Origin of the sequence: Maribacter sp. HTCC2170, assembly GCF_000153165.2 — a bacterium.
Classification (GTDB): Bacteria; Bacteroidota; Bacteroidia; order Flavobacteriales; family Flavobacteriaceae; genus Maribacter_A.
Genome location: NC_014472.1, coordinates 962,670 through 986,462 on the forward strand (window position 1 = coordinate 962,670; position 23,793 = coordinate 986,462).

Annotated in this window: 17 protein-coding genes; 11 read left to right on the forward strand and 6 right to left on the reverse strand. The window is 37.8% G+C overall.

Annotated features, from left to right (window positions below; genetic code table 11):
• Positions 1 to 153 precede the first annotated feature (153 nt).
• Complete coding sequence (locus FB2170_RS04405) at positions 154 to 3,489, forward strand: DUF2723 domain-containing protein (protein WP_013305311.1); 3,336 nt, start codon at positions 154 to 156, stop codon at positions 3,487 to 3,489.
• Positions 3,490 to 3,590: 101 nt separating this feature from the next.
• On the opposite strand, the gene FB2170_RS04410 is transcribed toward FB2170_RS04405, so the two are convergent.
• The 3 genes from FB2170_RS04410 to FB2170_RS04420 form a co-directional block, all read right to left on the reverse strand.
• A complete protein-coding gene (locus FB2170_RS04410; protein ID WP_013305312.1) occupies positions 3,591 to 3,887 on the reverse strand; it encodes a thioredoxin family protein in 297 nt (98 codons plus the stop codon).
• 92 nt (positions 3,888 to 3,979) lie between these two features.
• Entirely contained in the window at positions 3,980 to 5,209 is a 1,230-nt protein-coding gene (locus tag FB2170_RS04415) for a metallophosphoesterase (RefSeq protein ID WP_013305313.1), read from the reverse strand.
• A 57-nt stretch (positions 5,210 to 5,266) separates the two neighbouring features.
• Complete coding sequence (locus FB2170_RS04420; RefSeq protein WP_013305314.1) at positions 5,267 to 5,989, reverse strand: copper homeostasis protein CutC; 723 nt, start codon at positions 5,987 to 5,989, stop codon at positions 5,267 to 5,269.
• A gap of 42 nt (positions 5,990 to 6,031) precedes the next feature.
• Here FB2170_RS04420 and FB2170_RS04425 point away from each other — a divergent pair, with 42 nt between their 5' ends.
• The 3 genes from FB2170_RS04425 (at position 6,032) to FB2170_RS04435 (ending at position 10,376) form a co-directional block, all read left to right on the forward strand.
• Positions 6,032 to 7,027, forward strand: coding sequence for an isoaspartyl peptidase/L-asparaginase family protein (locus FB2170_RS04425; protein ID WP_013305315.1), 996 nt, complete (start codon positions 6,032 to 6,034; stop codon positions 7,025 to 7,027).
• A 58-nt stretch (positions 7,028 to 7,085) separates the two neighbouring features.
• Complete coding sequence (polA, locus tag FB2170_RS04430; RefSeq protein WP_013305316.1) at positions 7,086 to 9,920, forward strand: DNA polymerase I; 2,835 nt, start codon at positions 7,086 to 7,088, stop codon at positions 9,918 to 9,920.
• Between the two features lie 111 nt (positions 9,921 to 10,031).
• Positions 10,032 to 10,376, forward strand: coding sequence for a T9SS type A sorting domain-containing protein (locus FB2170_RS04435; protein WP_013305317.1), 345 nt, complete (start codon positions 10,032 to 10,034; stop codon positions 10,374 to 10,376).
• Between the two features lie 68 nt (positions 10,377 to 10,444).
• On the opposite strand, the gene FB2170_RS04440 is transcribed toward FB2170_RS04435, so the two are convergent.
• The 3 genes from FB2170_RS04440 to FB2170_RS04450 form a co-directional block, all read right to left on the reverse strand.
• On the reverse strand, positions 10,445 to 10,948 hold the full coding sequence (locus tag FB2170_RS04440; protein ID WP_013305318.1) for a lipocalin family protein: 504 nt from the start codon (positions 10,946 to 10,948) through the stop codon (positions 10,445 to 10,447).
• A 75-nt stretch (positions 10,949 to 11,023) separates the two neighbouring features.
• Positions 11,024 to 13,651, reverse strand: coding sequence for a DUF5916 domain-containing protein (locus FB2170_RS04445; RefSeq protein WP_041633037.1), 2,628 nt, complete (start codon positions 13,649 to 13,651; stop codon positions 11,024 to 11,026).
• 114 nt (positions 13,652 to 13,765) lie between these two features.
• On the reverse strand, positions 13,766 to 16,417 hold the full coding sequence (locus FB2170_RS04450; protein ID WP_041632671.1) for a DUF5916 domain-containing protein: 2,652 nt from the start codon (positions 16,415 to 16,417) through the stop codon (positions 13,766 to 13,768).
• A gap of 260 nt (positions 16,418 to 16,677) precedes the next feature.
• Between FB2170_RS04450 and rplM the strand changes: the two genes are divergently transcribed.
• From rplM to FB2170_RS04485, 7 genes are all read left to right on the forward strand, one after another.
• Complete coding sequence (gene rplM, locus FB2170_RS04455) at positions 16,678 to 17,133, forward strand: 50S ribosomal protein L13 (RefSeq protein WP_041633038.1); 456 nt, start codon at positions 16,678 to 16,680, stop codon at positions 17,131 to 17,133.
• Positions 17,133 to 17,519, forward strand: coding sequence for a 30S ribosomal protein S9 (gene rpsI / locus FB2170_RS04460; protein ID WP_013305322.1), 387 nt, complete (start codon positions 17,133 to 17,135; stop codon positions 17,517 to 17,519). Before rplM ends, rpsI begins: the two co-directional genes overlap by 1 nt.
• A gap of 244 nt (positions 17,520 to 17,763) precedes the next feature.
• Complete coding sequence (gene rpsB, locus FB2170_RS04465; RefSeq protein WP_013305323.1) at positions 17,764 to 18,888, forward strand: 30S ribosomal protein S2; 1,125 nt, start codon at positions 17,764 to 17,766, stop codon at positions 18,886 to 18,888.
• Positions 18,889 to 18,954: 66 nt separating this feature from the next.
• Positions 18,955 to 19,779, forward strand: coding sequence for a translation elongation factor Ts (tsf, locus tag FB2170_RS04470; RefSeq protein ID WP_013305324.1), 825 nt, complete (start codon positions 18,955 to 18,957; stop codon positions 19,777 to 19,779).
• Between the two features lie 162 nt (positions 19,780 to 19,941).
• Positions 19,942 to 20,649 carry a UMP kinase gene (gene pyrH, locus FB2170_RS04475; RefSeq protein WP_013305325.1) on the forward strand — a complete coding sequence of 236 codons (708 nt, stop codon included), beginning with the start codon at positions 19,942 to 19,944 and terminating at the stop codon, positions 20,647 to 20,649.
• Between the two features lie 41 nt (positions 20,650 to 20,690).
• On the forward strand, positions 20,691 to 21,248 hold the full coding sequence (frr, locus tag FB2170_RS04480) for a ribosome recycling factor (protein ID WP_013305326.1): 558 nt from the start codon (positions 20,691 to 20,693) through the stop codon (positions 21,246 to 21,248).
• Positions 21,249 to 21,381: 133 nt separating this feature from the next.
• Positions 21,382 to 23,778: an efflux RND transporter permease subunit gene (locus FB2170_RS04485; protein WP_041632672.1), complete on the forward strand. Its 2,397-nt coding sequence runs from the start codon at positions 21,382 to 21,384 to the stop codon at positions 23,776 to 23,778.
• Positions 23,779 to 23,793 lie beyond the last annotated feature (15 nt).

The window sequence follows — 23,793 nt, forward strand, 5'->3', positions numbered from 1 at the left end:
GTGCAAATTTAAAACAAAGTTTGGTTTGCACAAACATTTTTAAATACATTAATTCAAAAAAGTCTGTTTATACCTGTTAAAGGTTTATCAAAAATGTATGAGCATATCTATATTAATTGCTAAATTCGCCCATCAGGTAAAACCACGTACTGCATGTTTTCAAAGAACTTCGAAAAATGGGACACCATACTCGGATGGGTAGTCTTCTTTATAGCACTTATCACATACTTTATTACCGTAGAACCCACTAGCAGTTTTTGGGATGCCGGCGAGTACATCGCAACATCAGCCAAATTACAAGTGGGCCACCCACCTGGAGCACCACTATTACAAATGATAGGCGCATTTTTCGCCATGTTTGCATTCGGTGATGACCAAGTAGCAAGAATGGTGAATTTTGTATCTGGCGCATCCAGTGCATTCACAATCTTATTTATGTTTTGGACCATTACCAATTTAGCAAGAAAATTGATGGCCAAAGGTGAACAGCTTACAAATAGCAAAGCAATCGCAATACTTGGCAGCGGTCTTGTCGGAGCGCTGGCCTTCACCTATTCAGACAGTTTTTGGTTCAATGCCGTTGAAACCGAAGTTTATTCAATGGCAAGTTTTATCATGGCCCTTCTACTTTGGATGGGATTAAAGTGGACAGACAATCTTGATAATCCACGAGGAAATCGTTGGCTTATCTTGATTTCGTTCGTAGTTGGACTAACCTTCGGCATACAATTTATGGGCTTTTTGGCCATACCATCGATAGGACTCCTGTACTACTTTAAGAAATATAAGACCACTACGGTAAAAAACTTTCTTTTGGCCAACCTATCGGTAATTGCAATACTAATGTTGGTATATAAGTTCTCATTAACTTATGTCCTTAAATTGTTTGGTTGGGCCGAGGTCTTTTTTATCAATAACATTGGTTTGCCATTTAACTCAGGCTCATTGATTATGGGGCTCCTTTTTATTGCAGCCTTTTATTTTGGATTGAGATATACCCGTAAAAATGATTTTCGTATTGCCAATACCATTGTTCTTTGCTTAATGTTTTTATTTTTTGGCTTTTCTTCTTGGTTAATGCTCCCAATACGTGCGAATGCCAATGTGGTTATCAATGAAAACAATCCGTCAGATGCTAGATCCTTATTGGCCTATTATAATCGAGAACAATACCCTGGGGTTGACAGCCCGGTTTATGGTGCTTATTATTCCGATTTATTCGCTCCTGCAGGAAAGGAAATGGACGACAAACCAAAGTATGAAAAAGATGAGGCCTCAGGAAAATACATAGTTGTCAATTATTACAAAAATGCGCTTCAAGATTCTCATGAAAAACACAAGGGTATTTTACCACGGATGTGGAGTGGTCAGCATGCGGAAAACTACATGCGTTATTTTGGCCCATTGGATTTTAAAATGACCCAATCCAACGACGAGCTTAGACAGGCGGTGAATCAGGTAAAAACTGGTTATGCGAATGGCGAAATTGATACTGAACAATATATAAGTTTCTTGAAAAGATTTGATGAGTACATTGAAGTTCAGCCTCCCACTGTTTGGGACAATGTAAAATATATGCTAGAGTTCCAGTTCGGGTATATGTACTGGAGGTACTTTATGTGGAATTTTGTTGGAAAGAACAATGATGTTCAAGGCCGCTACGACGAAAATGGAAATTGGTTGAGCGGTATTGGTTTTATTGATGAAATGCGACTGGGAAGTCAAGACAATTTACCCAGTGACATAAAAAATAACAAAGCCAGGAACACCTATTTCTTTTTACCCCTGATTTTGGGAATCATTGGTATCTTGTTTCAAATCTCGAAAAACCCAAAACAGTTTTGGGTATTGTTCGTGTTTTTCCTGTTTACCGGAATAGCAATCCAGTTTTATACAAATCCGTATATATTTCAACCACGGGAACGCGATTATTCCTTGGTAGGCTCGTTCTATATTTTTGCATTATGGATAGGGCTTGGTGTTTACGGTCTCTTTGATGAGTTCCAAAAATGGCTCTCCCCCAAAATTTTGGCACCTCTCGTTACTGTTATATGCCTGTTGGCCGTACCTACCGTCATGGCCGTACAGAATTGGGACGACCATGACAGATCAAACCGTTTCACAGCAAAATCATCGGCAAAATCGTATCTGGATTCCTGTCAAAAAGATGTGGGCGCTATTCTTTTTACCATTGGGGATAATGACACTTTTCCACTTTGGTATGCACAGGAGATTGAAAAATACAGGACGGATGTACGGATTGTTTGTACAAGTCTTTTCGAAACAGACTGGTACGTTGACCAAATGAAAAGAAAGGCCTACTCAAGTGGCCCTATACCCTCACAAATAACCCATGACAAATATCGATGGGGTTCGCGAGATGTATTGTACTTCCAAAATGTAGACCCTCTTTTTAACAGAGAGGTTTCTAAAAGCCGGTGGGATATAAAAGATTTTATTGATTGGATTGATAGTGACAAACCTCAGACAAAATTCAAATTTTTTCTAGAGAATCAAGAAGTCGATGTTGATGAATATCCTGAGAACACCCAAAACCTTGTATATTATCCAACCCAGAAAATTCGCATCCCGGTAAACAAAAAGAATGCGATTGAGAGTGGCTTGGTCAAAGAAAAAGATTCCGCATTAATAGTAGATTATATTGATATTGACTTACCTGGCGCCATTACCAAGAAGAGTATGATGATGCTGGATATTGTTGCCAATAATGATTGGAAACGACCCCTGTACTTTTCCGGAGGCAGTTTTGATGATGCCGAATTTATATGGATGAAAGATTACCTACAGCTGGACGGGATGGCTTATAAATTGGTTCCAATAAAAACTGAAAGAAGCAACTCTTTTGATATGGGTAGAATAGATTCTGACCTTATGTATGATATCGTATCTAACTGGGATTGGGGTAATTCTGGCAGCCCAGATATTTACCATGATCCCCAGACAAGGGTTCAGGGAATTTCCTACAGGAGCAACTTAGCTAGATTAATGACCCAATTGATTGAGGAAAACAAAATTGACAAGGCCAAAGATATTATCAAAATTGCAATGGAGAATATGCCAGTGAAAAACTTTGCTTATTACCATTTTGTATTACCATTTATTGATGGTTATTATAAAGTTGGCGAGACAAACCAAGCTCATGACCTCTATAATACGATGAAGAAAATTTATCAGGAAAGGTTAGAATACTATAATGGCATTCCATTAGATCAACAATATGATAAAATTGACGATATCATCACCGATATGGAATCATATCGTAGGGTAATTGATGTCCTAATCGACAACAACGATAGGGAAATGGCGGAAAAAGAAACATTGATTTTTAATGAATATATAGATAAATTCAGTCATTTCTATAAAGACGAAATTCTTGAGGAAGAACCGGTTATAGGAAGTAACCCAGATATGTCTGACACTGTTCAAATTGACAGCACAGCACAGGATTCGATAGCAAATCCAAATTAAAGATTAGGAGCTTGACATTTGTTACGAGCTATGTTTTTAAAAAAAAACGTAACGAATCTAAGGACCTCAAGGTCAATAAGCAATTTCAACAAAAAGCTGGATTAAACGTACTCGTTTAGAATACCTATGAGTGTATTGGCATCTTGCTCACCACTTTGACGCCAGACCATTTCACCTTTTTTATAAATCATAAGGGTAGGGAGGCCTTTTACTCTAAGAGCCTGGGAAAGCTCCTTGTTTTTATCAACATCAATCTTAATGACTTTCCCTTTATCACCAAGGGCAGCAGCAACATCCCTAAGAACAGGATGCATTGACGTTGATTGTTCATTCCATTCTGCATAAAAATCCAACAGTACTGGAACATGCAAATCTATTAGTTCACCAAACTTAGACATATGTACTTCTTTGGGTTACGAATCAAATGTAAGAAAAAATGTTAAAAAACCAGTGTTTACTACCTTTTTGTAGCTTTTTCATCAAGTTAAAATCATGTTAACGATTTTTTCTTGAGGGTAATAACTGTAATTTCTGGCCAAATTCCAACCCTACCTGGATAGCCCAAAAAACCAAATCCGCGATTAACATTAATATACTGACCCATTTCTTTGTAGATACCTGCCCAATACTTATATCGCCATTTAACAGGGCTCCATTTTACCCATCCTGGAATTTCAATTCCGAACTGCATGCCATGGGTATGACCACTTAAAGTAAGGTGGTAATGATCCTCATCATTAACAACAACATCCTCCCAATGAGATGGATCATGGCTCATTAATATTTTAAAGTCATCTTTATTGATACTTTCAATTGACTTTTTTAAATCTCCAGCCTTTTTAAATCCTCCTCTACCCCAGTTCTCAACACCTACCAAAGCAATCTTATCACCACCCTTGTGTAGATATCTACTTTCATTCAACAAAAGATCAAACCCAATTTCTTTTTGCAGCGCCTTAAGATCTTCAAGGTTTTCATTCTTCAACTCTTCGGTATCCCATTCTACGTAATCTCCATAATCATGATTTCCCAAAACCGAGAACTTACCGTCTTTAGCCTCCAATCTTGAAAATGTATCTTTCCAAGGTACCATCTCCTCGGCCTTGTTATTTACCATATCACCAGTAAATAAAATCACATCGCTCTTTTGCTCATTGACAAGATCTATGGCATATTCAATCTTTTTTCTATTATCAAAACTCCCACTATGTACATCGGATATTTGGGTTATTTGAAAACCATCAAAAGCATCTGGGAGGTCATCAAATTCCAGATTATACTTCAGAACCTGGAAATTATATTTACCACGATACATTCCATATAACAGAGCTCCAAAGGGTATAGCCGCGATACCCATGGCAATCATGCTTAAAAACCTTCTACGTTCAGGTAAAGAAAACTCTTTTGCTCCTCCAAAGAATTTATGATAGGCCGCCGTTACCAAACGAAACAAATCCTCTGAAAACAGAAAAACAATAGTAATTATCTTAAATGTTATCATTGTCAGCAAAAAGCCAAAAGCATAACTCTTTGGCCTGCTTAATACCCTACCTGCCTCTTCACCCCAAGTGAATTGATAAATAAAATTCAATAACACCAGAAGCGAAATACCTATATAAGTAAAGTAAACCCAAGGGTACCTAGTAACAGATTTTAGGGCCTGCAATACATAGAACCCAAGAGCCAAATAAATGGCAACAAAAATTATCCAACGCAACATATTCCGATTTTTAACAAATATATTTCTTAAAAGAATTTCAATAACTGCATTTACAGTTTATTTAACTTCTCTCAACACATTCTCAAGTGTTTGGGTATTGGAGACATAAACTCCTTGATCATATAATAAAGAAGGGGAATTCATTGTCACCTTCACTTCTTTGGCCAGTTTTTGCTCATATTTACCTCCTGTAAGATGAATCACATTAAAACCTTTATTCTTAAAGTGATGGACATTTTCCTCCTTTATTCCACCTCCAGGCATAATGGAACAGGTAGTTCCAACTTTATTAATCTCTGTGAGCAATTCAAGACCGGTCAAAGCAGAATTTTGTTGTCCAGAGGTGAGGATATAGTCCACTCCCAAGGTTTGAAGTTGTTCCATAGTCAACATAGGATCTGCTACCCAGTCAAACGCACGATGAAAGGTGAATTTTAAGTCTCTGGCCATGTCAATCAATATTTTTGTTCGCTCAACATCCAATGTGAAATCAGCATGAAGAATTCCAGAAACAATTCCGTCGAAACCTAAATCCACACATAGTTCAATGTTTTTCTTCATTAAATTAAATTCTAAATCAGAAAAAGTAAAGTCACCACTACGTGGACGAATAAGTACGTGAACGGGTATTTCTATGTGTTCTTTTACACTTTTCAGTAGGCCGTACGATGGCGTAATACCTCCGACCGAAAGTTCAGAACAAAGTTCAATACGGTCAGCACCAGCCTTTTGGGCATTGAGGGCAGATTCTAAAGAGTTGGAACAAACTTCTACTAACATATTGCTTATATTTAGCTCTCTAAAATTAAGCAACGCAATCAGATGAAACGAAGAAAGTTCTTAAAAAATTCAAGTACAATTACAGCTGGGATTATTTCAGCACCAATATTGGCCTCATGCCAAGAAACAAAGACTGTTGATTCTGCTATTGAAGGTGAAATTTCCAAAACAAGACCTATTGCGATTTGCACTTGGAACTTTCACAATGCAACTGCCAAAGCCTGGGAAGTGCTCAAAGAAGGAGGTAATGCTTTAGATGCTGTTGAACAAGGCGTAATGATTGAGGAAGCGGATGTTGAAAACCAAACTGTTGGCAAAGGCGGTCGTCCTGACCGAAACGGAAATGTTACTCTGGACGCGTGTATTATGGACAAAGATGGTAATTGTGGTGCTGTTCTCTGCATGCAAAATATCGCCCATCCGATTTCAGTGGCGCGCAAGGTCATGGAAGAAACCCCCCATGTAATGTTGGCGGGTAAAGGAGCGGAACAATTTGCCTATGAAAAAGGATTTGAAAAGGTTGATCTTCTTACTGAGAAATCAAAACAAGAATGGCTAGAGTGGAAAAAGACTTCGGAGTATAAACCAATCATCAATATTGAAAATCATGACACCATAGGCATGTTGGCCATTGATAAAAACGGTGACCTCTCAGGAGCGTGCACCACTAGTGGAATGGCATACAAATTTGGCGGCCGAGTTGGAGATTCTCCAATCATTGGAGCGGGGCTTTTTGTTGACAACGAAATTGGAGGCGCAACGGCAACCGGTGTTGGTGAAGAGGTAGTTCGTACCGTAGGTAGTTTTTTGATTGTGGAATTGATGCGTCAAGGAAAATCACCCCAAGAAGCCTGTGAAGAAGGAGTAAAACGAATCATCGCAAAAAACAAGGATAACACAGATTTTCAAATTGGTTTTATTGCTATGAACAAAAAAGGTGAAACGGGCAGTTATTGTATACAACCTGGTTTTACATATAGACAATATTCAGAAGAAGGGCATGTGAACAATCCATCTGATTCCTTCATTCAATCATAATTTAATTGCTGATAACATTTACTAGCCAACATTAAAACCTTTCAAGAACACCAAAAAAATGGCCGAACAAAAAAGACTTTTTCTTCTAGATGCATTTGCATTGATTTTTCGCGGGTATTACGCATTGATCAAAAACCCAAGAATAAATTCCAAAGGAATGGACACCTCAGCCATAATGGGGTTCACTAATTCACTTTTTGATGTAATAAAACGTGAAAAACCAGACCATCTTGCCGTGTGTTTTGATAAGGGAGGAAGTGTCGAAAGAACTGAAATGTTTCCAGAGTACAAGGCCAATCGCCTTGAGACCCCTGATGCCATAAAAATTGCTGTCCCTTTTATTCAGGAGATATTGAAAGCAATGCATATTCCCGTAGTTGTACAAGAAGGTTGGGAAGCAGATGATATCATCGGAACACTTGCCAAACAAGCAGAAAAAGAGGATTACAAAGTCTATATGGTTACACCGGATAAGGATTTTGGACAATTGGTATCCGAGAATATTTTCATGTATCGTCCCGCTCGAATGGGAAATGGGATAGAAATTTGGGGCATTCCCGAGATACAAAAACGTTTTGGTGTTGAAAGACCTGAGCAAGTAATAGATTACTTGGGAATGATGGGCGATGCAAGTGATAATATTCCAGGGCTACCTGGAGTTGGTGACAAGACTGCAAAAAAGTTCATTAACGAATATGGCTCTATGGAAGGTCTTTTGGCAAATACAGATAAGCTGAAAGGTAAGATGAAAGAGAAAGTCGAAGAAAACGGTGAACTTGGTATTCTTTCAAAAAAACTGGCGACAATTTGCACAACAGTAGATGTACAGTTTGATGCCAAGGATTATGAAATGTCTGTTCCTGACAATGAAAAAGTACAGGAGATTTTCAATGAGTTGGAATTTAGAAGACTCAAAGATCAATTCGTTAAGATTTTCTCAGAGGACAAGAATGAAAATAATGCGCAAAGCAATGAAACGCCAGCAGTTAAAAAAGTGGTGGCCGAAGCAGGTGGTGGTCAATTTTCACTCTTTGGTAGCGATGGAAATGCACCTGCCACTTTTAAAGAATCATCGGGCAGAAAAACAATTCAAGATATTCCACATGTATATCAAAGTGTAGCTAGTGGAATGGCCATGAAACTGTTCATGCAGAACTTAATGAAGCAAAACTCCGTTTGTTTTGATACTGAAACAACCGGATTGAACCCCTTGACCGCGGAGTTGGTGGGTATCGCATTTTCATGGGAAGCCGGTAAGGGCTTTTATATTCCGTTTCCTGAGGATAAAAATCAAGCCCAGGAAATCATTGAGACGCTACGACCATTTTTTGAATCGGAAATGATTGAAAAAATAGGACAGAATTTAAAGTATGACATCAAGGTATTGCACAAATACAACATTCAGGTAAAAGGAAAGTTTTTTGATAGCATGTTGGCACATTATCTCATTAACCCTGATATGCGCCATAACATGGATGTCTTGTCTGAAACCTATTTGAATTACACCCCAGTTTCAATCACCGAACTTATTGGCAAAAAAGGAAAGAACCAACTTTCTATGCGAGATGTACCTTTAGAAAAACAAACTGAATATGCAGTTGAAGATGCAGATATCACCTATCAATTGGCGCAACACTTTAGACCAGAATTGGCAGAAGCCTCAACCGAAGAACTGTTTAATACCATAGAAATCCCCTTACTGCATGTCCTTGCTGATATGGAATTGGAAGGTATTAATCTTGATAAGGAATTTTTGGGTTCACTATCGGAAGATTTAAACAATGACATTAAAGAGCTACAATCTAAGATATATAAAGAAGCGGATCAGGAGTTTAACATTGCCTCACCAAAACAATTGGGAGAAATTCTTTTTGACAAATTGAAATTGGTCGATAAACCCAAAAAGACAAAAACAGGACAATATTCCACCGCTGAAGATGTGCTTTCCTATTTGGCGAAAGACCACGAAATTATTCGAAATGTTTTGGAATATAGGGGGCTAAGTAAACTCAAAAGCACATATGTAGACGCTCTTCCTTTACAAGTTGAAGAACGCACTGGACGTGTTCATACCGATTATATGCAAACCGTGGCGGCAACAGGTAGATTGAGCAGCAACAACCCTAATCTACAGAATATCCCAATCAGAACCGAACGTGGGCGACAAGTTAGAAAGGCATTCGTTCCAAGAGATGAGGATTACACTCTATTGGCTGCGGATTATTCACAAATAGAACTTAGAATAATCGCTGCTTTAAGTGAAGAAGATACAATGATTGAAGCTTTTAAGAATGGTGAAGACATTCATGCTTCAACAGCATCAAAAGTTTTCGATGTTCCTTTGGATGAAGTTACTCGAGAACAGCGTAGTAATGCCAAAACCGTGAATTTCGGAATCATTTATGGTGTATCTGCCTTTGGATTAAGCAATCAAACAGATTTATCTAGAACCGAGGCAAAAGAACTTATTGAAACGTATTACAAGACCTATCCCAAACTCCGAAATTATATGAGCGAGCAAATAGATTTTGCCCGTGATAATGGATATGTGCAAACCGTTTTAGGCAGAAGACGGTATTTAAAGGATATTAATGGAAGTAATGCTATTGTTCGTGGTGCCGCAGAGCGAAATGCAGTTAACGCACCCATTCAAGGTAGTGCCGCAGATATCATTAAAATTGCCATGATCAATATCCATAAAAAGCTCTCAGAAGGAAACTACAAAACGAAAATGCTATTACAGGTGCATGATGAATTGGTCTTTGATGTTCATAAGGCCGAATTGGAAGAACTAAAATCGCTGATACAATCTGAAATGGAAAACGCCTATAAATTGGCCGTACCCCTTGATGTTGAATTAGGGCTTGGCGATAATTGGCTGGAGGCGCATTAAACATACCTTAGGTCTATTTAGTTAAAACTTCGCCAAATTGGTGATTTACTGGTTTAACTTCATACTAATTAACCGTTCAATTACGTTGCTTAAAGAACAGCTGGTTAGGTCATGATAAAGAAAGTTTTACCTTTTTTCATTTTCTTGGTTTTTTCGACTCTTGTATTTGCGCAAGAGAATGAGAGCGAAGCTGTAACCCAAGTGGCTGTTAAATCACAAAAAATAAAAGTATTTCCCAATCCTGCCACAAATGTGGTAAATATCCTTGGCCTTAAAAACAGTGAGAATTCCAATATTTTGATTTCAGATGTTTACGGAAATGTAGTGCTACACCATCAATGGAGGATAAAAAACAACGCTCTCAATATTCCCATTTCAACACTTGAGCCAGGTATATATGTTGTAAGTATTCATTCCAAAGAACAAAAATTACAGACTAAATTTTATAAAAAATAAAGTGGTAGAGGACAAAAAAACCCTGATGAAATTCATCAGGGTTTTTTTATATAAATCTTATATGGATCTTATCTTCGAATAAAAATCAACTCTCCGCTATCATTAAAGTTTGGTATATCCAAATCAGTAGCATCCACGGTCATTGTATCACCATCTATTGTCACATCAACCATTACAGTTTCACCATCTTGATCAACAACTGTCAACACAGAACCATCATAAGTATAAGTGCTAGATTCGTTATCACTTTGTGTTGGACAAGGAATATCCAAACCGGTCCCAGAAGAGTTAACATTAATTTCGATATAATTGGCTGAATCTTCCGCAGTAACACTTAAATCACTTCTAAAAGTAAAAGAAAGAATATAGCAATCTCGTGCCGTAAGAAAATTTAAAATATCTCTACCATTTTTGGCATCATCACTTGCAGTGTTATCATCTATCACCAATTCCGTTGCATCCCATGTGCCTTCTATCGCACTTGGATCATCTAAATCCGCTTCCTTATCAGAAGAACAGGAATAACCCAATAAAATCGCCATTGAAGCTATTATAGCAAATCTTTTCATCATAATTATAGTTTTGTTTGTATATCAAGGCAAAAACGTATAATTCCGCGATTTATTATACCGAAAAGATGGCCAACTCTAAAGAATAAAGCGATAAGTAGCCTTTATTAAGAATGTATTGTCTTTTTTCTGATCAAGTACCTGCGTATTTAAACTCCTGCCCAAAGTATCCAACGGATCCCCAAATCCTGTTACACCTTGAGACCATACCAAAAATACTTCCGAGCCAGCTATATACTCCCATCTTAGCACCAAATTGGAACGAAACTGAACGAAAGAGAAATCTGGATCCTCTATGGTATAATCAACATTTCCATCCAAATTTTCGTCAACTCGATACAATCCTTGCGCGTTGAGTCTTGATATTTGATTTTCATTAAAATGGGTAACCCTATCACTTAACTCTTTTGCAACCGGATTGTTCACAAAATTGAAATTGGTATACGTACCTCTTGAAATGAATGGTTGACCATAAAACTGAATGGACAAATTAGGGTTTAAGCTATAGTTAAAACGAAAGGATGAACTAAGGGTTCTTTGGTCGATATTCCCAGTAATATATCTAAGAGAACCGTTATAATCCACTTGGTCAACATATTGTGTTTTGTTTGGGTTTTCTTCATAATTTGTAGAAAGCGAAAGGCTAAAAGCATCAAAAGGTTGATATCTTAAAATCATCACATAACGCTCTAAAGAAAAATTATTTTCTGCTGCTTGACTATTGATATAGCCAGCGGTAAAATTAAATTTCTTTCGCTGATCGGAACCAAAAAACAAGTAGCCAAAATTCTCATCTGACCATCGCCATCTTGGACCTCCCCTTAAAACCGTATTTGAATATATTCGAGGCTTATGGGCTCCACCTATTTCAGTCCACCAATTATTTTTATAGTTGATCATACCTTCAAATTGGTATTGAATTCGATTGTAATTCCCTTCAAAATCATAAGTTGAGAATTGCTCCAATTCCAACCGGATACGTCTGTAAAAATTTGTTGGCTTCAAAAACAATCGACTAACCTCTGCAAATTGTTTTATTTCATCGGCCTGTCTTAAGAAACCAACATCGTTCAATTCCAATTCAGGTGAACGCCAAATCACTCCACCCTCATAACGCCAATTACCTCCGCCAGCTTTACCAACCTCAAGTTTACCTCCTGTACCCGTCATAGAAGTGCGGTCAGGGTCAACTTCTAAATGACCCGCATCCACACGTTGAAATAAATGAGTTATACTTTCCTGGGTGTTCGTTATCGCTTCCTCAGTACCAGTAATATGACTTGCAACAATATTACCTTCTAAATAATAATTTCGTCCTTTCCAATTGTGTTTAAAATCAAGTCCTCCTGAATATGCAGCTTTGCGCAAAAAATCCAAGTTAGATTCAAGTTTCCTGTTCGTAGCTGTGAAAATTCCGCCAACATAACTGTTGCGGTCATTGAAATCTTTCTGAACCCTACCCACCAAGTAATTCGTTAAGGGCTCTACCAGTTCTTCTCTTGTATTTCCATTGGAATCTACCTCAGCAAACATTTTCCCCGTAACACTCTCCAATATACCCAAAGACCATCCAGACTTTGTTTTTCCTGAAAATTTTGCCGCGCCTAAAATTGTTGTATTCGTTGGTTGATCTGCAAATTCCCCATCCGCAAGATCCGCCGCACCCTGTGGGCTTCTACCAATTCTTCGGCTATAAAAAAGGTTATCGTTACGATCAGCGAATTCATAATCGAAGATGTTCTTGTTTTCCACAAAGAACGGTCGTCTTTCCTCAAAAAATATCTGAAACCCATCAAGTGCAATTGCCCCAGGGTCTGCATCTACCTGACCAAAATCAGGATTCACGGTGAGATCCAATGTTAAATCGTTGGTTATACCAATTTTGGCATCTAACCCTCCATTGAGCATAAAATCTGAACCATCCCTAAAAGGGTTACCCTCCTCTTTGGGATAAGTATCCATTTGATTTACAATAAAAGGTTGTATTTCCAGCTGTTTTTGAGGCTGAATATTTACCAAACCGCGAAGTTGCCCAAATTCACTGATCATCCCTGCAGCATCTTGTGGAATTCGCTGCCAGACAGACCATTCATCTTCCCTAAAAATCATTCGCGAACATTCCAACCCCCATATTTGTTCTTTTGATTTACCAAATTTTAATTGACTGAAAGGGATTTTCATTTCTGCAGTCCATCCTTCATTGTCCAAATTAGTAGCGGTATACCAAATTGGGTTCCAACTATCATCAAAATTGTCACCATTTTCAGTGGCAAACTCATCACTTTTTACACCGGCCGCAGTAACAAGAAACACAAATGCATTACGTTTATCATTATAACTATCTATAAGTATTGCAACCCCATCCCCTACAAAACCATCTCTTCTAGATAATCTTTTTTCTATCTTTTCTGGTTCATCATCATAGCAACGAATGGCTACGTAAAGGTGTTTCTTATCATAAATGATCTTAAATTTGGTTTTTTGACTTGGCGGTGTGTTTTCATCTGGTTCCCATTCAATAAAATCCCCAGACCATTCAGAATTCTCCCAACTCTTATCATCTAAAACTCCATCTATTTTAGGAGCATTCTCCTCGAGAACGGACATAGTTGTATAGTTACGCTTTGGTGTTACATCGAGTGAATCTTGGGCTATTAAAAAAGAAGAAGTGAAAAATATGATTGTGAATAGAAAGTTGATCCTCATTGCTTTGGTCCAGGCTGGTTTAAAATAGTGAGCAGCCACAAAATTAAATAGGCAATAATTGTTAATTTCAATTTTATACAATCTTTAACAGGATTTTCTGTTAAATTCTATTTTTCAAAGTATAAAACGATAAGTGGCCTTGATTAAAAAAATGTTTTGTGGTTTTTCATCGTTAAAGATATTAGTCTTGAGGTCATCAAAAAGACCATCTTCTGAATTACCTGATTGGGAAATGTCCTGTGACCAAACCAGAAAAATTTCTGAACCGGGCGTATACTCCCAACGAACTACTAGATTTGAACGAAACTGAACAAAAGAAAAGTCAGGATTATCAAAACTAAAATCAATAGTACCATCTAAGTTATCATCAACGTTATAGACATCATCAACAAAAGAAACTTGATTGCCAGCAAAAGGTGATATTCTCGCATTAAATTCTTTGGCCATTGGGTCTGTAACTTCCTTAAAATGAGAATAACGACCCCTAGAGATAAAAGGTTGTCCCCAATATTGAATTGTTAAATTGGGATTTATGGTATAATTAAGTCGTAACGACATACTCAAGGTCCTCTGATCTACAGTACCGTTAAGGTATCTGGTTTCTCCGTTTACATCTAAATTGTCAATGTATTGTAACTTATTCCTATTTATCCCATATTCAGGTGATGCAGAAAACCGCAACGAATTTATAGGTTGATAAGTTATTCCGAATTCCACATTATATGAGCTATAAGAACCATCTACGGCCTTATTCCCGTTATGGAACAAGTTAAACCTTAATTTTTTTCTCCGGTCCATATTAATACCGTTCCAAAAACGAAATTGGGAAGACTCCCTAAGTCTTGGACCACCTCTTAAAGCGAAATTTGAATACCGAATGGGCTCAAAATTAAGACCAATATTGGAGAACCAATTATTCTTCCAGTTCTGCCAAGTGTTGGTGTTGAACATTAGACTGTTGTGGTTTCCTCCAAAATCCCAAACACTCCAGTGATTATAATTTATCCCAACTTTTCTAAAAGTATTATCTGGCTTTAAGGTCTGGTACCCAATCCAAGTGTAATGACGAATATCATCAGCCCGTCTTTGAAAACCAATATCGTTGATTTCCAAACCTGGTGAACGCCAGGTAGCGCCGGTTTCAAATTTCCAATGTCCGTTTCCTATTTTACCTAATTGAAGATTCCCGCCAGTACCTGAAAGTGAAGTTTTAGTAGGATCTAAAGCTACATGATCCGCCCCTACCCTTTGGAACAAGTGCGATATGGATTCTTGTGTGTTCTGAATAGCTTCTTCGCTACCTTTTACATGGCTCCAAATCACATTACCACCAATGTACCAATCACGTTCATTCCATTGATGCTTGAAATCAAGTCCGCCAGTAAACGCCGATTTATGAAGAAAATCAAGTCCTTCAGTAAGGTTGTTCCTATTGGTCGCAGTAAATATGCCTCCAATATAAGAGTTTCGATTATTGAAATCTTTTTGTAATCTACCCACAAAATAGTTGGTCAAAGGTTCAACAACTTCTTTTCTTCTTTGCCCGTTATTATCAACTGTTGCATATTTTTTTGCCGTTACGCTTTCCAAAACCCCAATAGACCAACCATCTTTAGTTTTTCCACTAAACTTTGCCGCACCGATTATGTTAGTGTTTTCAGGTTGATCCACATATTCTCCGTCAACTGTATCAGGATAACCATGAGGGCTTCTACCTATTCGTCTTGAATAAAACAAATTGTCGGAACCAAACGTATTTCCGGCCTCAGAAGATGAAACCCGGTAGTCAAAAATGTTTTTGTTTTCAACAAAAAAGGGTCTTTGCTCTCGGAAGAATATTTGAAACCCGTCTAACGCAATGGCGGAAGGATCCGCCTCTACTTGACCAAAGTCCGGGTTAATAGTCAAATCGAGGGTCAAATCATTTGTAACCCCTATTTTGGCATCAAGCCCTCCAGTGAGCACTCCATCATTTCCGTCCCTAAAAGGGTTTCCATCCTCTGCTTCATATGTTTTTATGCTTGCCACTGTGTAAGGCTGAATTTCCATTAGCTTTTGTGGTTCAATATTTAGTAAGCCGTGAAGCTCACCAAATTCACTTACAAAACCGGGGGTATCTACAGGTAGCCGTTGCCATACCGATCGTTCTTCTTCCCTGAAATGTCTCCGCATAACCTCTAATCCCCATTTCTGTTCATTTGATTTCCCGAACTTCAATTGGCTCAATGGTATTTTCATCTCAGCCGTCCACCCTTCATTATCAATGCTGGTTTTAGTATACCAAATGGGGTTCCAACTATCATCTTCATTTCCACCATTATTAGACTCAAAAACATCTCCCTTAACACCAGCAGCACTTACAATAAAACCAAATGCTGTTCGCTTGTCATAAAAGCTATCTATAAAAACGCCAACCCAGTCCCCATCAAAACTATCTCTTCTTGAAAGACGCTTTACTATTTTATCAGGTTCATTGTCCAAACATTGTATACCTATATATATGAACTTTTGGTCATATGTAATTTTAAATCTAGTTTGATTACTTGGTTCTGTGTTCTCATCGGGTCTCGATTCAATAAAATCATTTTCCCATTCCACACCATTCCATGCGGATTCATCCATAAAACCATCTATCACAAGCTGTTCACCTTGTGATATGGCATTGGTCGAATAAATTCTTTTGGGCACTACGATAGTTGAATCTTGGGCAAGCACAGACATTTGAACAATAACAATTGAACAAAACAATAGAAGATTGACTCTCATTTGTGTTAGTTGTATGATTGATGTTCTATTAAAGACTAAACCTCAATAGAAACGTTACAGCTCACTAACTTTTTTAAGGTTTATTTAACACAATTTTTCAGCCTTGAATCAAGGAGAATAAAGAAAAATAAAATGCTACCTTGCTACGTTTTTTATCGGAAAAAAATAATCAGAACTAAGCATTTGTATTTCTACATAATAATTGTACATTTGCACCCCGTTTAACGGGATTGAAGTATTTAATCAATAAAATTATTAGTGTGGACACATTAAGCTACAAGACTATTTCTGCCAATAAGGCTACTGTAAACAAGCAGTGGTTGTTGGTTGATGCCGAAGGAGAGACATTAGGACGTTTAGCTTCTAAAGTTGCTAAATTACTTAGAGGCAAACACAAACCTAGTTTTACTCCCCATGTTGATTGTGGAGATAACGTTGTTATAATCAATGCCGAAAAAATAACCCTTTCAGGGAATAAGTGGGATAGCAAATCTTACAGTCGTTATACTGGTTACCCAGGTGGTCAACGTACGACAACCGTAAAGCAAATGTTGGATAAGAATCCAGGTAGAATTGTTGAAAAAGCAGTTAAGGGTATGCTTCCTAAAAATAGATTAGGGGCAGATCTTTTCAGAAACCTTAAGGTTTATGTAGGGCCAGACCATAATCAAGAAGCTCAAAAACCAACTGCAATAAATCTAAACGACTTTAAATAATGGAAGTAATTCATAAAATTGGTAGAAGAAAAACAGCTGTGGCCCGTGTTTACCTTTCAGAAGGTAAAGGGAACATCACTGTTAACGAAAAAGAACTAAACACCTATTTCCCGACTGCCACACTTCAATATAAAGTAAAGCAAGCATTTGCATTGACAAGCACCGAGGACAATTATGACGTTAAGGTCAATGTTTATGGTGGAGGTATAACCGGTCAAGCAGAAGCTATTAGATTGGCCCTTTCAAGAGCATTGTGCGAAATTGATGAGGAAAACAGAACAACACTTAAACCAGAAGGCTTATTGACCAGAGACCCAAGAATGGTTGAACGTAAGAAATTCGGACAGAAGAAAGCCCGTAAGAAATTCCAGTTCTCTAAGCGTTAATATCAGAATTATCAGGTGTTCTTTTTTTAAGAACACCTTTATTATATTTTATAACTAGTTCATTGAAAGTCTCTTTAAGAGACAATTAAAAAATCCCTTTTCCATTTCCAATGGAAATTATCAATTCAACAAAATGAATTGATTTAAGGGTAAGTTAGTTTAGCATCTAAATGTGCGAGGCTTCTGAATTGATCAGATACCACTCGAACATTGCTAATTCATAAGAACGTAAACTAAATTTAAAATGGCGAAAGTCGAAGTAAAAGAATTATTGGAAGCAGGTGTACATTTTGGTCACCTAACAAGAAAATGGAATCCCAACATGGCGCCCTACATCTACATGGAGCGCAACGGAATCCACGTTATCAACCTTTACAAAACAGTAGCAAAATTAGATGAGGCCAATGAGGCGCTCAAAAAAATAGCTGCTTCTGGCCGAAAAATACTTTTCGTTGCTACCAAAAAACAAGCAAAAGATATAGTTGCCGATAAAGTGGCAAATGTAAACATGCCATACATTACTGAAAGATGGCCTGGTGGAATGTTGACCAACTTCGTTACAATACGTAAAGCTGTTAAGAAAATGGCTTCTATCGATAGAATGAAAAAAGATGGCACATTTCTTACATTATCTAAAAAAGAACGTCTTCAAGTAGATCGTTTAAGAGCAAAATTAGAAAAGAACTTAGGTTCTATTTCTGAAATGACACGTCTTCCTGGTGCACTTTTTATTGTTGATACAATGAGAGAACACATTGCTGTCAAAGAAGCGCAAAAATTGAACATTCCTATTTTCGCAATGGTAGATACCAATTGTGATCCTAGAGATGTTGATTTTGTAGTACCATCAAATGATGATGCCTCAAAGTCTATCGAAATCATAATGACACAAGTTACCGATGCTGTAGCGGAAGGTTTGGCTGAACGCAAAGCTGAAAAACAAGGTGATGCTCCTAAAGCCAAAACCGAGGCCCCTAAAAAGGAAGCCCCAAAGGTTAAAGCCGCCCCTGCTCCAGCTGCTACTGAAGAGAAGCCTGCTAAAAAAGTAGAGAAGGCTAAAGCTGAAGCACCGAAAAAAGAGACTCCTAAAAAAGAGACAAAGGCAAAGGCCCCTAAGGCAGATGACCTTACCAAAATTGAAGGTATAGGACCTAAAGCCGCTGAAGCTATTGTAAATGCTGGCATCGAGACTTATGCTAAACTTGCAAAAGCAAAGGCTGATAAAATCAAAGAGATTTTGACCGAGGCTAGTTCAAGAATGGCCCATTTAGATCCAACCTCATGGCCAAAGCAAGCCAAAATGGCTGCAGATGGAAAATGGGACGAGCTTAAGGAATGGCAAGACAACACCAAAGGTGGTGTTGAATAATTTCAAGGATAAAAAATAACTATAGAGATTTCCTTTTAAACGGGAACAACAATAAATAATTCAGATATGGCAAAAATTACCGCCGCAGAAGTAAACAAATTAAGAAAGACCACTGGAGCAGGTATGATGGACTGCAAAAATGCATTGGTCGAAGCAGAAGGGGATTTTGAAAAAGCAATCGAGATTCTACGGAAAAAAGGGCAAAAGGTAGCCGCTAAAAGAGCTGATCGAGAGTCCTCTGAAGGTGCCGCTATTGCTAAAGTAAATGCTGACAACACTACTGGTGTAATCATTTCATTGAATTGTGAAACGGATTTCGTTGCAAAAAACGACAGCTTTGTTTCATTGGCAAATGACCTAGCCGATGTTGCTCTTGGACATGAAAGTAAAGAGACATTTCTTGCAGCTGATTTTAACGGATTGAGTGTTCAGGAAAAATTAACTGAGCAAACAGGAGTTATTGGCGAAAAAATAGAAATTGGCGGTTTCAACAAGCTTAACGCACCGTTTGTAGGATCATATATTCACGCTGGAAACAAGATAGCCACTTTGGTCGGACTTTCTGCTTCGATTGAAGGCGCTGCTGTCGCTGCTAAGGATGTTGCTATGCAAGCTGCCGCTATGAATCCGGTTGCCTTAAATGAAGAAGGTGTTGATCAATCTGTAATCGATAAGGAAATTGAGATTGCAAAAGACCAATTACGCCAAGAAGGTAAGCCAGAAGCAATGTTGGAAAATATTGCCAAAGGAAAACTTAAACGTTTCTTCAAGGATAACACCTTGGTGAACCAAGCATTCATTAAAGACAGTAAACAAAGTGTAGCACAGTATGTAAAATCTGTTGATGCTGATTTAACTGTTACAGGATTTGCAAGAGTTGCCCTAGGGTAATTTCAGCACCAAACTAATTCAGTTGACCGCCATACCAAAAGTATGGCGGTTTTTTGTTTGTAGCCCTAATTGGTAGAATAGAAAAAAGCCTCGCTTTAACCTTTAAAACTAAACCCGCTCGTCAGATTTTTTGATTATTTTTGCCGTAAAGAATCACAAAGCATGCACTATAACAGAATATTATTAAAACTGAGCGGCGAGGCCCTCATGGGTGAAAAACAATATGGTATCGACCCAAAAAGGCTTGCTGAATATGCTCAAGAAATAAAAGAAGTTGTGGATAAAGGCATGCAAGTAGCAATAGTTATTGGCGGTGGCAATATTTTCAGGGGACTTGCCGGAGCAAGTAACGGTATGGATCGTGTTCAAGGCGATCACATGGGTATGTTAGCCACTGTAATAAACGGTTTGGCACTCCAAAGTGCTTTAGAGATTGAAGGCGTTGAAACCAGGTTACAATCTGCAATTAAGATAAATGAGGTTGCCGAACCTTTTATCAGGAGACGTGCAATGAGACATTTAGAAAAGGGAAGAGTGGTTATATTTGGAGGAGGAACTGGAAACCCGTACTTTACAACAGATTCCGCAGCCGTTTTACGAGCTATTGAAATTGAGGCTGATGTTATATTAAAAGGAACCCGTGTTGATGGCATTTATACTTCTGATCCAGAAAAGAATAAAGACGCTACAAAGTTTGACTCCATTTCATTCAACGATGTGCTAAGAAAAGGATTAAAGGTTATGGATACAACTGCATTTACTCTGAGTCAAGAAAATGAACTCCCTATCATTGTTTTTGATATGAACAAGAAAGGTAATCTATTGAGGGTTCTTGATGGAGAAAATGTGGGCACCAAAGTAAATCTATAGTTTGGTATAATTTATGTTAGTTTGATTTTAAAGCTTAAGTTATGAACGAAGAAATTAAATTTATTTTAGACGCCACCAAAGAAAGTATGGACGCGGCTATCACACATCTTGAAAAAGAATTTGTAAAAATCCGCGCTGGAAAAGCAAACCCAGCCATGTTGTCTTCCGTTATGGTAGATTATTACGGATCTCAAACACCATTATCACAAGTGGCAAATATAAATACGCCTGATGGTCGAACATTATCCGTACAGCCTTGGGAAAAGAATATGCTCCAAGAAATTGAAACTGCTATTATGCATGCCAATCTTGGATTTAACCCAATGAACAATGGGGATTTTGTCATCATAAACGTACCCCCTCTAACCGAGGAAAGAAGAATCCAATTGGCCAAACAGGCTAAAGCTGAAGCAGAGCATGCCAAAGTAGGAGCTCGTAATGCCAGACAGGAGGCCAACAAAGAAATTAAAGACCTGGATGACGCTTCAGAGGATATGAAGAAGAATGCAGAAATGGACGTTCAAGACTTAACGGACAAATACAGTAAAAAAATAGATGATTTCCTAGCTGCCAAGGAGGCCGAAATCATGAAGGTATAGCATTACCAAAAATAAAAAAAGCGACCCTAACAGGTCGCTTTTTTTATTTCGTAAGTCATTCCATTTTATTTAGGCCCATCAATTTAGGAAGACAACCTATCATTCTTTACCTTTGCGCTCGTAAAAAATTTGGATGGTTGCTAAACTTACACAAGGCTTTTGGGCAAAAGTCGCTAATATAATTCTTAGGAATAGAATTCTAATATTATTCCTTATTGCTGCCTTCACTTTCTTTTTGGCCATGCAGTGGGAGAATATGCGATTTAGCAACTCACAGGCGAATTTGTTGCCCGACGACCACCCTATTAATCTTGAATACCAAAATTTTCTGAACCAGTTTGGAGAAGAAGGCAATGCCGTCGTTTTTGCAGTAAACGATAGCGCTCTTTATTCACCGACGAATTTTAACAGATGGAATAAACTAAGTAAGCAACTCGGTGCATTCCCTGAGGTTGATTTTGTTCTCTCCACAGATAATCTACAAGAATTAATCAAGGACAAAGAGAAACAAGAATTTGTTTTAGAACCTTTGATTAAATCGGAAATCAAAACACAAAAAGATGTTGATACGCTCGTAAACCATCTTTTCAACGACATACCGTTTTACGACAACTTGCTTTTCAATAAAGAAAGCAGAACTATACGCACCGTAATGTATTTGGACAAGGACATTGTTAATACCTCGGTACGAAAAGACTTCATTCTTGAAGACCTTACTAGTTTAGTCGAAAACTTCGAGGATGAAACAGGTCTCGATGTACGGGTTTCCGGGATGCCGTACATAAGAACAATGAACTCCCAAAACATTATTGATGAAATAGGGAAATTCATTCTTGCTGCACTTGGGGTTACATCACTTATTTTCTTCTTCTTTTTCAGAAGTGTCAGGGCGACCCTTATATCCATGTTCATTGTAATTATCGGTGTTATGTGGGCCTTTGGTGTTTTAGGGTTACTGCAATATGAAATAACGGTGCTTACGGCATTGATTCCTCCATTGATTATCGTCATTGGAATCCCCAACTGTATTTTTTTAATTAACAAATATCAACAAGAAGTCAAAAAGCATGGCAATCAAGCATTGTCACTTCAGCGTGTTATCTCCAAAATTGGAAATGCTACTTTGATGACAAATATGACCACTGCTTCGGGTTTTGCTACTTTTATAATAACAGATAGTAAACTTCTGAAGGAATTTGGCATCGTAGCTTCAATTAACATTATTGGCATATTCATTATATCCCTTTTGATTATTCCGATTGTATATAGTTTCATGTCTTTGCCAAAAACAAAACACTTAAAACATCTCAATAAGAAGTGGATCGATGGTTTTGTTAACAAGATGGAGCATATTGTCCGTGAAAAACGCATTGCAGTATATATAACATCTATAATCCTATTGGTGGTTAGTATTATCGGAATCTATCAAATAGAAATTTCTGGAAGCCCTATTGAAGACATGCCCAAAAAGGCAGATTTTTTTAAGGATATTCGATTTTTTGAAAAAGAATTTGATGGAATAATGCCGGTAGAAATAGTTGTCGACACCAAGAAGCCCAAAGGTGTCATGAAACCAGCAACGCTAAGAAGAATGGATCAATTGGGCACCGTTATTGAAGAAATACCAGAACTATCAAAACCTGTGTCGGTGGTGAATCTGGTAAAATATTCCAAGCAAGCATTTTATAATGGCATTCCAAAATACTACCAACTACCAACAACACAGGAGAACAATTTCATTATAGATGTGGCCAGAAAATCCTCGGACAATGGCAATCTATTAAAAAGTTTCGTTGATAGTACTGGTCAAACCGCCAGAATAACAACTTTCATGAAAGACCTGAAAACAGAGCGCATGGAAGATATTGAAGCTCGCCTTTTAGAAAATGTTGCGAAGATATTTCCATCTGAAAGATATACGGTATACATGACAGGAAGTGCTCTTCTTTTCTTGAAAGGCACAAAATATTTGGTAAAGAACCTGATAATGTCACTTGCATTTGCCATTTTCTTGATTGCCTTGTTTATGGCCTTTTTGTTCAGGTCATTTAGAATGATAATCATTTCACTTATCCCCAACTTACTGCCATTGGTAATTACGGCCGGAGTAATGGGCTTCGTTGGTGTACCCATAAAACCTTCTACGATATTGGTCTTTAGTATTGCTTTTGGTATCTCAGTCGATGACACCATTCATTTCTTGGCCAAGTATAGACAGGAATTAACAGCCAATCGTTGGCAGATTAAAAAATCAGTTTATGCCGCTTTAAGGGAAACTGGAGTAAGTATGTTTTATACTTCCATAGTACTATTCTTTGGATTTTCAGTTTTTGTCATCTCAAATTTTGGCGGCACAGTTGCCCTTGGCGCCTTAGTATCCGCCACATTGATGTTTGCTATGCTGGCCAATCTTATTCTGCTACCTTCATTATTACTTTCACTTGAACGTAGTATTGCGAATAAAGAGGTTTTACGTGAACCTCAAATCAATATTCTACCAAAAGAAGAAGACAATATCAAAGACCAGTAGACATAAAACATCTTT

Excerpts from the sequence above, each read along its gene's own strand:
- FB2170_RS04405 (WP_013305311.1), top strand. The coding sequence starts at position 154 with ATGTTTTCAAAGAACTTCGAAAAATGGGACACCATACTCGGATGGGTA.
- FB2170_RS04410 (WP_013305312.1), bottom strand. The coding sequence starts at position 3,887 with ATGTCTAAGTTTGGTGAACTAATAGATTTGCATGTTCCAGTACTGTTG.
- FB2170_RS04415 (WP_013305313.1), bottom strand. The coding sequence starts at position 5,209 with ATGTTGCGTTGGATAATTTTTGTTGCCATTTATTTGGCTCTTGGGTTC.
- FB2170_RS04420 (WP_013305314.1), bottom strand. The coding sequence starts at position 5,989 with ATGTTAGTAGAAGTTTGTTCCAACTCTTTAGAATCTGCCCTCAATGCC.
- FB2170_RS04425 (WP_013305315.1), top strand. The coding sequence starts at position 6,032 with ATGAAACGAAGAAAGTTCTTAAAAAATTCAAGTACAATTACAGCTGGG.
- polA (WP_013305316.1), top strand. The coding sequence starts at position 7,086 with ATGGCCGAACAAAAAAGACTTTTTCTTCTAGATGCATTTGCATTGATT.
- FB2170_RS04435 (WP_013305317.1), top strand. The coding sequence starts at position 10,032 with ATGATAAAGAAAGTTTTACCTTTTTTCATTTTCTTGGTTTTTTCGACT.
- FB2170_RS04440 (WP_013305318.1), bottom strand. The coding sequence starts at position 10,948 with ATGATGAAAAGATTTGCTATAATAGCTTCAATGGCGATTTTATTGGGT.
- FB2170_RS04445 (WP_041633037.1), bottom strand. The coding sequence starts at position 13,651 with ATGAGGATCAACTTTCTATTCACAATCATATTTTTCACTTCTTCTTTT.
- FB2170_RS04450 (WP_041632671.1), bottom strand. The coding sequence starts at position 16,417 with ATGAGAGTCAATCTTCTATTGTTTTGTTCAATTGTTATTGTTCAAATG.
- rpsI (WP_013305322.1), top strand. The coding sequence starts at position 17,133 with ATGGAAGTAATTCATAAAATTGGTAGAAGAAAAACAGCTGTGGCCCGT.
- rpsB (WP_013305323.1), top strand. The coding sequence starts at position 17,764 with ATGGCGAAAGTCGAAGTAAAAGAATTATTGGAAGCAGGTGTACATTTT.
- tsf (WP_013305324.1), top strand. The coding sequence starts at position 18,955 with ATGGCAAAAATTACCGCCGCAGAAGTAAACAAATTAAGAAAGACCACT.
- pyrH (WP_013305325.1), top strand. The coding sequence starts at position 19,942 with ATGCACTATAACAGAATATTATTAAAACTGAGCGGCGAGGCCCTCATG.
- frr (WP_013305326.1), top strand. The coding sequence starts at position 20,691 with ATGAACGAAGAAATTAAATTTATTTTAGACGCCACCAAAGAAAGTATG.
- FB2170_RS04485 (WP_041632672.1), top strand. The coding sequence starts at position 21,382 with ATGGTTGCTAAACTTACACAAGGCTTTTGGGCAAAAGTCGCTAATATA.